Source organism: Candidatus Defluviibacterium haderslevense (genome assembly GCA_016712225.1).
GTDB lineage: Bacteria > Bacteroidota > Bacteroidia > Chitinophagales > Saprospiraceae > Vicinibacter > Vicinibacter haderslevensis.
The window spans coordinates 1,916,025-1,928,531 of the sequence record JADJRL010000003.1; the positions used below are offsets into that span (position 1 = coordinate 1,916,025).

The window sequence follows — 12,507 nt, forward strand, 5'->3', positions numbered from 1 at the left end:
AAAATAGACGTCACTCCATTTTGATTGAGTGTCATTAGATCAATCAAAATCCATTAATTGGTCACTAAATTCTTTTTTTGTTTTATCATCGAATCCAGCAAAATATGCTTGAGTAGTTTTTATATTACTATGTCCAAATGCATCTCCAACAAACTCAAAATGTTTGCCAGATTTAATTGCTATATCTGCAAAGCTGTGACGGGCCCAATAGGTAGATATTTCATTGGTAAGTCCATTGTCAATTGCGAGTTTTTTTAAATTTTGATTTATGAATTTGGTAAAATTTTTAATTTTCCTAAACTTGGTCAATTCGCTGTCTGTATAATCCACAATTGAAAAGATGTAATCATTAGGATCTTCTGAAATTTTAGCATATTTTAAAATTATATTCTCAGCCATTTTATTAACTGGCACTTTGATTATTTTAATATTTGATTTCGATGTATTTTTGGTTTTAGATCGAATGAATGAGATACTTTCATTTTTCCAGTCTTTAAATTTAAGCAGGGCTAAGTCTTTAATATTAATTCCATTGCAGAAATACGAAAAAAACCAGAAATCCCTTGCTTTTTCCTGCTCTGATGTCTTGGGGACTGCTTGAAGAAGTAATTTTAGTTTTGATTTATCCAGGTATTTTTTTACCCCGTTTGATCTAGGAATTGTATACAACCTTTTACCAAAAGGATATAACTCAGGTTCAATATCCTTATCAGCAATAGCATTATTAAATATTGCCCTTAAACTTCGCAAATACATAGAAACAGTTGTTAAGCTTCTATTATTCAAATCGACCATGTGTTTCTGATATTTTTCAAGCCAAAGCGGGGTTATTTCCCTGAAATGTAATATTTCGGCTTCCTTGCCTAAAGACGAATTATTAAATGCAAGCAACGATTTTAAACTCGACGCATAATTTTGTGCGGTTCCGATTTGGTCCAGGGCTTTCAATCGGTCAATTTGTTCTTTATACTTCAAAATTAGATTTTGTTGGTCACTTTTAATGGTTATTAATGATTTATCATATTCTTCAAATGAAAATGGAGTAATTTTAGAAGATTTCTCGTATGCCATCGTTACTAATGATTGTAACTCTTCTCTAATTGTTATATTTTCTCGACTCGGTTTTGTGGTTATCCAAATATTTTGAAATTCCTTTTTAGTGAAATCGAAGATGGTTGGATAAAGCATTTGTTTTCTGGGTTCTTGATTGAATACTCGTAGTTTAACTGGGTATTTACCATTGGCTTTAGTTCTGCGTGTATCCAGATAAATTGAAATGTAGATTTGCTTTGCCATTATTTATAATTTATATGCAAATTTAATCCATTTGCATATAATTTGCATACAGAAGTTATAAATATTCATATATTAACTATGAATAATATGATACTAATATCTTAATAATCAGTATATTTGTATAAATTTAGTATGTCAAATATTGCATATCACATACAATATATTCTGCCTTACAAGCAGAGGGTCACTGGTTCGAACCCAGTATTTCCCACATGATTATCAAGGAGTTATGAATTCATTTTCATAACTCCTTTTTTATTTGCCAGCAATTTGCCAGCAATCCAATTCAAAACTTAGAATAATAATATCAAATAGTATTATTTTATAAACACTTACATTTGTAATATGGAAGTCATTTGCCTATCTGATGAAGCTTTTTATGCTCTTATTGAAACAGTGGTGGCACGGATAAAGGAAAAGGAGGGTATCAAAAGTGATAAATGGATTTCTGATGAAGAAGCGATGCTAAAGCTTCGGATTAAGAGCAAGACTACACTACAGAAATTAAGAGATGAGGGAAAAATTAGATTCTCCCAGCCAGAAAAGAAAATAATTCTGTATGATACCGATTCAATTGATATATATTTGGACAAACATTCAAAAAATACATTCTGATGGAAATAGATGAAATTAAATTTATCAAGGGATTTAATGCTGGGTATTTTCTTGCTAGATACGAACCAAAGGTATTATCGGACTTGTTGGAACATATTCACCCTATCAATTCGTATATTTCCGGAATGAACTATGGACAACAAGAACTTCAATTTGAGATTGATAAATCCCAGTTAGAAGAAATTAAATCCAGAAGGCACCAAAAGAACAAATCTAGGGATTTAGAATAGACAATTTTAAACAGTTGAAATGACAAATATTACTTTAGCAGAATATATCTTAAGTTACAACAATGATACTTTACCCCATGTGAAAGAGTCTAGGCAAATTACTAATTCCGTCATATTCAAAAAAGTTTTAGGACTACCTACTCCAACTACTCCTAATCCTCAAACATACAATTATATTTACTTTATCTTAGATCCAGAATCCAGAAATTGTGTTAGTGTTGTTCAACTCTTGGAAGATGACTTGCATGCTTTCACTAGTTCTAATAATCGGAAGAAAGGATTCATTAAAAATGCAATGGTTGATGCTATTCTACCTGATAGATTTAAGCACAATGATTCTATTGAAATTAGTCTGCTTAATGATGACCAGTCAGATTATAATATTTCTACTAAAGTAGCTGAAAGTCTAGGTTTTCAAAAAATTGGAGCTGATGAGGACAAGTTTGTATTATTGAAAAAAGACTTTGAAGTTGAAATCTTAAAGAATCTCAATAAATAAAATAGTGCTTTTCAACATTTTTAAATGCTAAATAATCAAATTTACTTATTATTGGTAAATTTATGTTGCATTCAGCATGGATATTTACTTTAATGATTCAACCATTGAGAAGTCAAAGATAGAGCATCAAATATTATCATATTTAGATCATCACTATCCCATAGCTTCCTTTTCTTAGATTCCCATGATGCTAAGTCCTTGAAATCAATAACAAAAATCTGATTTTAGCGACTGCTCATAAACATCTCTGATCTAATAATTTGAATACTGTACAACTTTTTGCTTCTCCTTAACAAGAAAGAAACAAGTATTTAATGCATCCTAATTGCAAAAATTACTTAAATATTTCAAATTTAGTATGTTTTATTTAATATTATATACATTTGGACTTTAATTTCATTATACAATAAATCATACCAAAAGTAAGAAACAATTAATAGTTCGTGTAAAGGAAAAGGAAAGGATTAAAGGAGATAAATGGATTTCGGGTGGTGAAGCTATGTCAAAGCTTAGAATTAAGAGCAAGACTATCCTACAAAAACTAAGAGATGAAGGAAAAATTCGATTCTCACAACCAGAAAAGAAAATAATTCTATATGATACCGATTCCATTAATGTATATTTGGACAAACATTCAAAAAAAATTTCTAATGGAATTTGATAAGCAGAAATTTATTGAGGGGTTAAATACAGGGCACTTACTCGCTAATTATGAACCTAAGTTAGTAATCTCATTTTTAATCAATATTCAGCCTATCAATTCATATTTATATGAATTGAAATGTGAGAGAAATGAATTCGAATTATCAAAAGCACAATTAATTGAATTTGCACAAATTAGAAATAACTTGAGGGAAGATAATTTTTTAAGCAAGAATTAACCATTATACATTTATAAACAGTTTAAAATGGAGGATTGTTCTTTTCCAATATTTTTTGCACGAGAAATTGAGCATCGTAATGAACGAATTGAAATAAATGATGGTACATATGAAATTAAAAATGATCCTGCATACTCATATGGTTCTATTATTCCTAATGATACTTTTACTAAAATTGATAACCTTTCTTTCGATTTCTTAATGTCAGCTAAGTTCGAAAACAGTAAAACTAATAAAAATTTTATTGGAGTTCTTAATCTTAATAAAATTGTAATATCATTTTTTAATATTGGTATTCATACTTGTAAAAATATTAAACAAATAAATGATATTTCAAAATCTAATTTATTTAAAATGGTAATTGAAAAATTCACTGAAGACTTAAATGAATTTTTTGATATAGATGGTGAAATTCAATATTTAGGGCTAAATTTTAAAAGTCCTAATTTGAAAACTTCTACATTTGACCGCAATTTAAACCTTAGAATAGGTTTACACCTTGATAGTTGGGACAGAAAAAAATTGAATGATAGGGAGAATTCAAGAAATAGAATTTGTATTAATTTAGGCAAAGAAGTAAGGCATTTTATATTCTTAAATAAGAAAATTATTGAACTTATAGATGATTTAGAAATTGACAATTTTGATCTTAGAGGTGGTTCTGAACTAGGGCGATTATATCTGAGAAAATACCCAAATCAACAAATTACAAAATTAAATATTTATCCTGGAGAGGCTTATATTGCACCTACTGAAAATATAATTCATGATGCCACTACATTAAATAAAGCATTTCCTGACATTACTTTGTCGTTAATTGGTAACTTCTGGGTTAAAAAGGATCTATTTAGATAATTTCCAAAATAGTTCCAGTAAGATAATTTTCTACCAACCAACAAAGTAATTATTATTAATTAGTTGAAAATAAAATAATTACAAATTATTTAAATATATATATTTATTATCTTTTCAATTTAACAAATTTTTATCATAGCTTAGCATCCTTAAATTGGGGGATAGGAATTAGAGATGCAAGTTTTGAAATACCTTAGATGTATATCATTTTAGCTTAGACTTTTTTTTAAATTTAAACTAATTATATGGAAAACATTTCAAAAGAAACTTTAGGTGCTGCATTGATTCAGACAGGAAAACCAGCACTTATTCGAGTCGCTGAACGATTGATTAATGAATCAAACAAGTCATTTTGTGATCACACAGATTACTCCGCATTCGTAGATTCACCTTTATAATTGTCATCAATATGGAAAACAAGTCAAAAGTAACTTTAGGTGCTGCATTGATTCAGACAGGAAAACCAGCACTTATTCGAGTCGCTGAACGATTGATTAATGAAGATGCAAACTCATCAAATGATCATACTGAATTTTCAAATCATGTGAATTCTGATTAGTTTTAACTTTCACTTATGATATTAAAATAGTAGAAGCTTAAACTAATGACTGGCTCAAAAATCAAAGTTTTTCTCCTAAAGGTTAAAGCAAGATGTAATATAAATTGTTCATATTGTTATGAATATAACTCTAGTGATCAATCCTGGAGGGAAAAACCAGGTACAATGTCAAACCATACACTTATTTCTACTGTAAAAAGAATATCGGAATATGTGCAGGAGAAAGATTTAAAGGCTATTAATGTTGTTTTTCATGGAGGGGAACCATTACTTGTTCCACTTGAGTTTTTTTCTAAAGCAGTAGATTTATTTCGAAACATGATATCAAACACATGTTCAATTAAATTTTCCCTCCAAACGAATGGCATTTTAATAACAAAACAAATTTTAGATGAATTTATTCGATTAGGAATTAAAGTGGGAATTAGTATTGATGGAACAAAAGAAAGTAATGATAAATATCGTGTTGATTTCAAAGGCAATTCGACTTTTGATGATGTTATGAAGGGTATTGATTTACTAAACAGAGAAAAGTACATTAAAATAAATGGTGGAGTCCTTACTGTAATAAATCCAAGTAATCCAGCATTGGAAACTTACAGATTTTTAAAAAGCCTTGAAGTTCCCGCAATTGATTTTTTAATGCCTCACCATAATTATATAGATAAACCATGTTTCCCTTTAGGGGAATCTAATGGTAGTATATCTAATTGGTTAATTACTGTTTTTGATGAATGGTATGAAAATGGTGATGCTATTTCTATTAGAATATTTGAGCATATTATTCATTTACTTTTAGGCGGTATTTATGCTGTAGAAAACTTAGGACTCGCACCAATTGAGTTAATCGTAATTCAAACCGATGGGGCCTACGAAGCAGTGGACAGTCTTAAATCAACATTTGATGGTGCCATATACACTGGCAAAAATGTATTCGAACATTCTTTTGACGAGGCGATTTCTCATTATTTAATTGGTTCACGATTAGATAGAGTAAATAATTTGTGCGTTGAATGTCTTAAGTGTGATGTTGTGAAAATTTGTGGAGGCGGTTACATACCTCATAGATATTCTGAAAATGGCTTTATGAATCCATCAGTCTATTGTGAAGATTTATATCGATTAATTCATCATATTAAAGTGAAAATATCACAAATTAAAGGTATCTCTCAACAAACGGAATTGGTTGCACAGCCAATAAATCATTGATTTTCAATTGCTGTTGAATATTCCCTAATTTGAAAATAATTTATTGATTTGAATTGGTTTATCAAATTTTACTAATTTAGCAATCAATTAATTGAGAAATCCAGAGGTTTATGCTATAATCTCTAAATGTGCCCTATATGGAATGATCAAATTTCTAATAGATCCGAAAAGCGATTACTACTAAATTTTATAAACCAATTCATCTTAGAGGAGAAGTACAATAAGTATCCAATTGATAGAAAAGCTATATTTAAATTACTTCAACATGAGTGGTATCAATTGGCAATAGAATTAAGTATTATACCTCCAAAACAAAATAAAAATGAGATTTACAATTTAGTAAAAACTAGTATTCAATCATTATCAAAACTTCCTGTTGGATTTGGCTCAACGCCCAATTTAATGCACAAGTTGGAAAGTGGTTCTAAGGGTACTGATTGCCTTGGAGCGACATTAATTTTAAGCAGTATTTTGGACCATAATAAAATTACATATAAATTCATATCACCTGTCGGTCATATTGCAATACTTGCATTTCTAAATAACAAAATTTACTATTTAGACGCAAGAAATAATGTTATTTTACTGCTTAAAGGATTTATACACTCAATTTTAAGTGAATCAAAATATTTTTACAAACTAAATTTTTCAACACCATTTACCATTAATTTCTATTCTTTTGGATTCATTTATAAAAGAAAGGAAGATGTATTGACAGCTATAGTATCTAACATAGGTGTTTTGAATAATTTATGTCTTGGTAACAAACTTGGCACTTCTATGGAAGTAGAAAAGCAAATGAAAGCCGCAATATCTATTAAAAAAGAACTTTTAGGTATGGATGTAAGAAGGGCTACGAGCTTATTCAATAAAGATTTCTTATATTATCAAAAAGCAAATAATGATATTATTTCTAATGAGAAAAATAGATTAAAAAAAATTGGATTTTATAAAATAAGCAAGGCATCATAAGTAGTTGATACATTCAAAATTTATAAATCATTCAATATTAATAAGCTTAGCAATATTTCCATCACATAAAGCCCTAAATTTTTTACCTATAATATTTTCTTTCATAAAGTCGCCAACATAAATGTAATTATATTTGTCTCGTGCTTTTCCAAATGGAGGCAAATCAGTTGGGGAATGGGACAATTTAAAGCAATTCTGTCTGTGAAGAAAAACTACCTTTTTAAAATTTGTTAGATTGTGATACTTTTTAAGCTCAAATGGTATTTTCTCTTCATTCAATAGTACTAAACAATCGTTTTCAGTTTTGTCTAATAATTTATCATTTATATCGTACACTAATCCTTCTATTTCAAAAGATCCGAAATTGAAATAGGTTTGGTAATCTGCATTGATTTCATTAATGGAAGGAATTGACATTTTCTTTATGTCATTAGGCGTAGGTCTTAATTGAACAATTATATTTTTATTTACAGAATTTATAAATCCTTCGACATTTGATTCAAATTCAAATTTAAATGTTATCTGCCAAAGTTGCTTAATTAATTCTTGAACATTAATTTCACAGAGAAACTCATGTAGTACTTTTTTGGAACCATTTGATTCAAATATAGGACTACTATTTTCATTATTTGAAATTATTAATACTTTACTTTTTTTATAATTTAACTCTATTGCAAGAGATCCATCGATAATCTGGGAAATATAAAAATTACCTTGAGTTATAAGCTCTTGGATGATAATTGCTTTATAGATTTTAGAAGAATTCATTAGACTTTCATTTCTGAAAACCAATTCATTGAAATCATTTTTGTTAACAATAAAAATAGGATTACTTCTAGAGGAATTAATTCCTCTTGCAGCTCTGGGAGAAAAATCTTCATTTGTTCCTGAAAATTTAAATAGTACAGTTTTATTTAGTGTGTTTTGAATATTTAACAAATCAAAATTCTTTATTTTTAATGTCTCAACTTCAAACAAATCGTAAGCAGGAATATTAAGGTTAGGAATTTGTGTAGAAATTTCATATGCCAATTTTAAGCCTAAAGCTGTCCCTCCATATAAATTGAAATATTCTATATTTGTCATTATTAATTCAATTTATTAATTACGATTATTTATATAAATTCCCTTTTTAAAAATTAAATCTGATAGAAATGTAGATTTCAATCCAATTGATGTATATGCATCTCTAATATTTTCATCCGTAAATAATGCAAATTCATATTCTTCAATAAAATGTTCTATTCCATTTGATTTGCCTACTAGATAGTGAAATTTAATTTTTCCTTCTGGGCTACCAAATCCCATCCTTACAATTGTCATTGCTTCATTTTCAATTACTGTATTATGTATTTTATTTGCCAACCAATTATTAGGAGAAAACCATGGCTCAATAATTATTACTCCATTATCATTTAAATGATTTTTAAAATTACCTAAAACTTTGATTAATTCCATAGTATTAACTAAATATCCTATGGCTCCATATAAACATAATATTACATCAAACTTCTTTTGAATCAAAAAATTTCTCATATCACCTTGATATATGTTGCATTCTGGATTCTTTTCCTTCGCAATGGATACAAAGGTTGGATTTATATCCATCCCATCTATTTCAAAATAATTTTTCAGAAATTTTATATGTTCACCTGTTCCACAAGCAATTTCTAAAATTTTACAATTTTTTAGATTAGAATTTAATATTATTTTCCTTAGTTGCTCTGCTTCTAACTTATAATTTTTATTTACTTTAAAATCATCATAAAATTTAGCACTTTTAATAAACATATAAGGATTTTTAGAGGTTTTGTAGTGGCAAATATTCTTCAAAAAAAGGTTTAAGGCAACTCGGGTCAGCTGCATCTAAACTACCTCCAATGTGTAATCTCATTGCAGGGCATTCTGAGTGACATGTTAATTTTCGATGACAGGATTTACAATCCTCATTCAGAGGAACATTTCTCATTTGTTGAAATTCAGGACTTTCTTTCCATATTTCACTTAACGAATTTTTGTAGAAGTTTCCAGAATGAAAGTTTTTACCTAAAAATGTACATGGAGAAATTGTACCATCTGCTTCTACAAACATTATCCTTGTACCTGCTCCGCAATCAGATTTAGATAGTAATAATGGTTCTTTTAATCCTCCTGAGCAATTCATTATATCTTCTACATTACAATTAGGATCACTATTCATCAACATTATTGCTTTGTAATATTCTGGCGTTGCCTCTCTAATTAATAGCATATTATTAATGGCTCTATCCGAAGGTTTTGCTCGTCTAATTTTAATTTGTAATTCAAGTGAGGTAGCGAGGTGTAACATATAAGCTACATCTTTAATATTTAAAGTCATAAGTGTAAATCGTATTGTCGATTTAATACCAGCTTCTTTTAATATTTTTACTGTTGAAAGTGTTTTTAAAAAAGCCCCTTGCTTTTTCTAATAAAATCATGTGTTTCTTCGCATCCATCAAAACTAATATTCATCCTTACATTATGCTTTTGAATATTAGTAATAATTTCTGGAGATATAATTGTCCCATTTGTAGTTAATGAAACACCCATTCCTTTTTCTCTTATTAACGATATAATTTCCCAAATATCTGTTCGCATAAATGGTTCTCCACCACCAATAATTATCAGAAAAACACCCATATTTGCAGCTTCATTGATCAAATCTTTCATTTTATCAAAAGGCATTGATTCCTTGTGATGCGGAGAGGAGTCTGAAAAACAATGAATACATTCCAAATTACAATGATTTGAAACATTTATAAATAATTTTAAAGGAGCAGTTAGTGCACCCTCAATTAATGAATTCTCAATTCTATTAATTACATAACCTTGCTTTTCTAAGTTTTCTACAAAATCCAAATTTGTCTTTTCTACAGAATGCAGTTTTGTATCAAAAACAACCCATCCATAATGTTCTTTTCTTGCTATAAAGTCATAATTCATAACTAGCTAATTTTATTTGTTAATTCAACAAAACCTTCATTGTTTTCATTATAAACCCAGAAAATATTTTTAATTTCATTTGACAAATAGTGAATAAGTGGATCGCGCATTACTGGAAATGGAATCCTTTTAATTAATTCAATTGCATCTTCAATTGAAAAAAAGTCAACTTCTATAATGTCCCCGTCGGGATCTGTAATTGAAAGGTTTCCTTCATAATTATCACTTTCAAAAACCATAATTATACTTTGCCAATTTCTCTTGTAGTTTAAATGTTGAGCAATATAAGCAATTGACTTCCAGTTGTTGACATCTAAGCCTGTTTCCTCTTTTAATTCTCTAGTAACTGACTGCAATGCATTTTCATTTTCATTTGCTGTTCCACCAGGTATTGTCCAAAAATCCTTAGATCCAAATTCTGAATTGTGTTTTACTAATAGAATTTCATTATTTCTTCTTACTATTCCTGCTGTTATTATATAGTTTGTCATTTATTTTAAATTGAAACTTGATTAATTGAGCGATTTTTTCCAGTTATTTGATTTAAAGTTAATGGCTTAATTCAGAACATGAAGATAATAAACATAGAAATATCTAAACCCTTAATTCAGTTTATATATATGTAATTAACTCTCTTCCTATTTAAAACATAATTTAATATACAACATATAACCTAAAATTGCTAGTAAGTTAAGAAAAATTCTAAATTGAGACATAAATTATTAAAATTTAATTAATTCTTACTCATATTCATATATTGTAAGTAGGTATTTGATTTATTACTTTATTCATTAAAATTCTTGGCCATTAATACAATTAGTATTATTATACATATATTCGATTCTAATTTCATTTCTAGAAAAAAAGACTTCTTTAATTTCTAATTTATTTTGATCAACACTCAATAATATATCAAAATTTACCTCATAATCAGATGCCAAGTAAAAATGATGAACTATTCCAGAAAATTGAGTTTCATATTTGTCGGATAGTTTTAATATTTTGAAAATATTATCCTTTGTTTTATTTCTTATCCGTTTAACTAATTCACTTTTACTATTTAATATTTCAAATATCTTAGTATGTTTTAAAATTCTGATATTTATTCCTAAAATATAACGATCTTCAAGGTCAGACTCAACTAATTCATTAAATTGAGCAAAAAGTTGCACACACATATACCTAATATTTTGATCAAATGTTATGTCAAAATTTATTATTTCATTTAATGATTTATTGCCATTTATTACATCTGAATAATACTTATTTAGAATAGTAATCTGATCTTCAGTATGCATTAGATTTGCTAACTCCAAACCTATAGAATCTTTCATAGATTGAATTTCTAATTATTATAATGTACATTTAAATAAAGCGACATTTATTACTGATCGTATTTATTATAAAGCACTTTAGTGTTAACAAAGATATAAAAACTTTCTTTGAAAAAACTAATAGATGGTCAAGACTACAAATTAAGATTTATATTTGTCCACACCTTATGTATATAATTGGTTTACAATATTTATGTTATAAAATATTAAAGACTTTAAATATATTAATACTCATTCAACCAAAACCAAGTCAAAGCCAAAGACAGAGCATCAAATATCGGCATATTATGACTCTCACTTTCCCAGGTTTTCCGTTTTTTCGGCTCTCGTAATCCCAATTCCTTGAATTCAGTAAGTAAAACTTTTGCTATCTCATACTTGGTGACCGCTCCAAATTGCTCAAAAACCTCTCTGATTTGGTCCCTAGAATACATGACAACTTTTAGCTTCTCTTCATTTGCCATAGCTATGATTTTATCCATTAGCCTATGCACCCTTCTTCCAGATCTTGAAGCAATACCATTGGGATCTTGAATAATCACAATTGAGGGTCTAAGATAATCAAAAGACCTTTTTATCCGTTCCAGTACTTTTCTATTACTTATTGGATTAATCCGAACAGCTCCATAATCTAAGAGTTTCCTTGGGTTCTCCAAATACACGAAACCAAAGCCATTAGCATTTGGGTACAATGCATATACTATATTCTTCCTTTGTGCTGATTGTGTCATTGATTTATATAATTAGTTAGTCTAATAATAATTTGTTCAAGAAAATTAATTCTAGGGTTATTCTTTAATGTGTTATTGCTTTTTTTTATCTCTAATATCAACATTTGTATCCTTTCAGTGAGATGTCCTTTAATCAATTCTGATTGTGGTTCATAGAATGATTCTATCGATAATTCAAATATGTGGTGGTAATTAAGTAGGAATTCTATGGTTGGTTGTCTTTGGCCTTTTTCATATCTAGAGATGTTTGAAACTTCTTTTAGGCCAATTAGAAAACCCATATCGCTCTGAGTTAATGGCGACTTTTTACGATAGATCCTTAAATAATTTGATGGATGGGACATAAAATTAATAACTAGAAA

18 protein-coding genes are annotated in these 12,507 nt (G+C 28.4%); 9 read left to right on the forward strand and 9 right to left on the reverse strand.

What is annotated here, in order from left to right:
* Positions 1-39: 39 nt before the first annotated feature.
* Positions 40-1,296 (reverse strand): site-specific integrase, encoded by a 1,257-nt coding sequence (locus tag IPK88_07670; protein MBK8243287.1) that lies wholly within the window; start codon positions 1,294-1,296, stop codon positions 40-42.
* 345 nt (positions 1,297-1,641) lie between these two features.
* Here IPK88_07670 and IPK88_07675 point away from each other — a divergent pair, with 345 nt between their 5' ends.
* The 9 genes from IPK88_07675 (at position 1,642) to IPK88_07715 (ending at position 7,116) form a co-directional block, all read left to right on the forward strand.
* Entirely contained in the window at positions 1,642-1,911 is a 270-nt protein-coding gene (locus tag IPK88_07675; GenBank protein ID MBK8243288.1) for a helix-turn-helix domain-containing protein, read from the forward strand.
* On the forward strand, positions 1,911-2,141 hold the full coding sequence (locus tag IPK88_07680) for a hypothetical protein (protein MBK8243289.1): 231 nt from the start codon (positions 1,911-1,913) through the stop codon (positions 2,139-2,141). Before IPK88_07675 ends, IPK88_07680 begins: the two co-directional genes overlap by 1 nt.
* 19 nt (positions 2,142-2,160) lie before the next feature.
* On the forward strand, positions 2,161-2,640 hold the full coding sequence (locus IPK88_07685) for a hypothetical protein (protein ID MBK8243290.1): 480 nt from the start codon (positions 2,161-2,163) through the stop codon (positions 2,638-2,640).
* Positions 2,641-3,290: 650 nt separating this feature from the next.
* Entirely contained in the window at positions 3,291-3,521 is a 231-nt protein-coding gene (locus IPK88_07690; protein ID MBK8243291.1) for a hypothetical protein, read from the forward strand.
* A 27-nt stretch (positions 3,522-3,548) separates the two neighbouring features.
* On the forward strand, positions 3,549-4,376 hold the full coding sequence (locus IPK88_07695; protein ID MBK8243292.1) for a hypothetical protein: 828 nt from the start codon (positions 3,549-3,551) through the stop codon (positions 4,374-4,376).
* 245 nt (positions 4,377-4,621) lie between these two features.
* Complete coding sequence (locus tag IPK88_07700; GenBank protein ID MBK8243293.1) at positions 4,622-4,774, forward strand: hypothetical protein; 153 nt, start codon at positions 4,622-4,624, stop codon at positions 4,772-4,774.
* An 11-nt stretch (positions 4,775-4,785) separates the two neighbouring features.
* Positions 4,786-4,935 carry a hypothetical protein gene (locus IPK88_07705; protein ID MBK8243294.1) on the forward strand — a complete coding sequence of 50 codons (150 nt, stop codon included), beginning with the start codon at positions 4,786-4,788 and terminating at the stop codon, positions 4,933-4,935.
* 45 nt (positions 4,936-4,980) lie between these two features.
* A complete protein-coding gene (locus tag IPK88_07710) occupies positions 4,981-6,144 on the forward strand; it encodes an FxsB family radical SAM/SPASM domain protein (GenBank protein ID MBK8243295.1) in 1,164 nt (387 codons plus the stop codon).
* Between the two features lie 126 nt (positions 6,145-6,270).
* Entirely contained in the window at positions 6,271-7,116 is an 846-nt protein-coding gene (locus IPK88_07715) for a hypothetical protein (GenBank protein ID MBK8243296.1), read from the forward strand.
* A 27-nt stretch (positions 7,117-7,143) separates the two neighbouring features.
* Here the strand turns inward: IPK88_07715 and IPK88_07720 are convergent, their stop codons facing one another.
* The 8 genes from IPK88_07720 to IPK88_07755 all read right to left on the reverse strand — a co-directional run bounded on the left by IPK88_07720 (position 7,144) and on the right by IPK88_07755 (position 12,489).
* Positions 7,144-8,202 (reverse strand): hypothetical protein, encoded by a 1,059-nt coding sequence (locus IPK88_07720; protein ID MBK8243297.1) that lies wholly within the window; start codon positions 8,200-8,202, stop codon positions 7,144-7,146.
* A gap of 15 nt (positions 8,203-8,217) precedes the next feature.
* On the reverse strand, positions 8,218-8,907 hold the full coding sequence (locus tag IPK88_07725) for a class I SAM-dependent methyltransferase (GenBank protein MBK8243298.1): 690 nt from the start codon (positions 8,905-8,907) through the stop codon (positions 8,218-8,220).
* Between the two features lie 10 nt (positions 8,908-8,917).
* Positions 8,918-9,475, reverse strand: coding sequence for an SPASM domain-containing protein (locus IPK88_07730; GenBank protein MBK8243299.1), 558 nt, complete (start codon positions 9,473-9,475; stop codon positions 8,918-8,920).
* 65 nt (positions 9,476-9,540) lie between these two features.
* The gene (locus tag IPK88_07735) at positions 9,541-10,080 is read right to left on the reverse strand and encodes a radical SAM protein (GenBank protein ID MBK8243300.1); all 540 of its coding nucleotides are present in this window, start codon (positions 10,078-10,080) and stop codon (positions 9,541-9,543) included.
* 2 nt (positions 10,081-10,082) lie between these two features.
* Positions 10,083-10,571 (reverse strand): NUDIX domain-containing protein, encoded by a 489-nt coding sequence (locus tag IPK88_07740; protein ID MBK8243301.1) that lies wholly within the window; start codon positions 10,569-10,571, stop codon positions 10,083-10,085.
* Between the two features lie 300 nt (positions 10,572-10,871).
* Complete coding sequence (locus tag IPK88_07745) at positions 10,872-11,414, reverse strand: hypothetical protein (protein ID MBK8243302.1); 543 nt, start codon at positions 11,412-11,414, stop codon at positions 10,872-10,874.
* A gap of 224 nt (positions 11,415-11,638) precedes the next feature.
* On the reverse strand, positions 11,639-12,145 hold the full coding sequence (locus IPK88_07750) for a hypothetical protein (GenBank protein ID MBK8243303.1): 507 nt from the start codon (positions 12,143-12,145) through the stop codon (positions 11,639-11,641).
* A complete protein-coding gene (locus IPK88_07755) occupies positions 12,142-12,489 on the reverse strand; it encodes a helix-turn-helix transcriptional regulator (protein ID MBK8243304.1) in 348 nt (115 codons plus the stop codon). The genes IPK88_07750 and IPK88_07755 overlap by 4 nt, the downstream gene beginning before the upstream one ends.
* Between the last annotated feature and the right edge of the window lie 18 nt (positions 12,490-12,507).

Bases quoted from the DNA above. Each gene is read 5' to 3' on its own strand.
- IPK88_07735 (MBK8243300.1), bottom strand. From the start codon at position 10,080: ATGAATTATGACTTTATAGCAAGAAAAGAACATTATGGATGGGTTGTT.
- IPK88_07705 (MBK8243294.1), top strand. From the start codon at position 4,786: ATGGAAAACAAGTCAAAAGTAACTTTAGGTGCTGCATTGATTCAGACA.
- IPK88_07675 (MBK8243288.1), top strand. From the start codon at position 1,642: ATGGAAGTCATTTGCCTATCTGATGAAGCTTTTTATGCTCTTATTGAA.
- IPK88_07725 (MBK8243298.1), bottom strand. From the start codon at position 8,907: ATGTTTATTAAAAGTGCTAAATTTTATGATGATTTTAAAGTAAATAAA.
- IPK88_07710 (MBK8243295.1), top strand. From the start codon at position 4,981: ATGACTGGCTCAAAAATCAAAGTTTTTCTCCTAAAGGTTAAAGCAAGA.
- IPK88_07730 (MBK8243299.1), bottom strand. From the start codon at position 9,475: ATGACTTTAAATATTAAAGATGTAGCTTATATGTTACACCTCGCTACC.
- IPK88_07685 (MBK8243290.1), top strand. From the start codon at position 2,161: ATGACAAATATTACTTTAGCAGAATATATCTTAAGTTACAACAATGAT.
- IPK88_07695 (MBK8243292.1), top strand. From the start codon at position 3,549: ATGGAGGATTGTTCTTTTCCAATATTTTTTGCACGAGAAATTGAGCAT.
- IPK88_07700 (MBK8243293.1), top strand. From the start codon at position 4,622: ATGGAAAACATTTCAAAAGAAACTTTAGGTGCTGCATTGATTCAGACA.
- IPK88_07720 (MBK8243297.1), bottom strand. From the start codon at position 8,202: ATGACAAATATAGAATATTTCAATTTATATGGAGGGACAGCTTTAGGC.
- IPK88_07680 (MBK8243289.1), top strand. From the start codon at position 1,911: ATGGAAATAGATGAAATTAAATTTATCAAGGGATTTAATGCTGGGTAT.
- IPK88_07740 (MBK8243301.1), bottom strand. From the start codon at position 10,571: ATGACAAACTATATAATAACAGCAGGAATAGTAAGAAGAAATAATGAA.
- IPK88_07755 (MBK8243304.1), bottom strand. From the start codon at position 12,489: ATGTCCCATCCATCAAATTATTTAAGGATCTATCGTAAAAAGTCGCCA.
- IPK88_07690 (MBK8243291.1), top strand. From the start codon at position 3,291: ATGGAATTTGATAAGCAGAAATTTATTGAGGGGTTAAATACAGGGCAC.
- IPK88_07745 (MBK8243302.1), bottom strand. From the start codon at position 11,414: ATGAAAGATTCTATAGGTTTGGAGTTAGCAAATCTAATGCATACTGAA.
- IPK88_07750 (MBK8243303.1), bottom strand. From the start codon at position 12,145: ATGACACAATCAGCACAAAGGAAGAATATAGTATATGCATTGTACCCA.
- IPK88_07670 (MBK8243287.1), bottom strand. From the start codon at position 1,296: ATGGCAAAGCAAATCTACATTTCAATTTATCTGGATACACGCAGAACT.
- IPK88_07715 (MBK8243296.1), top strand. From the start codon at position 6,271: ATGTGCCCTATATGGAATGATCAAATTTCTAATAGATCCGAAAAGCGA.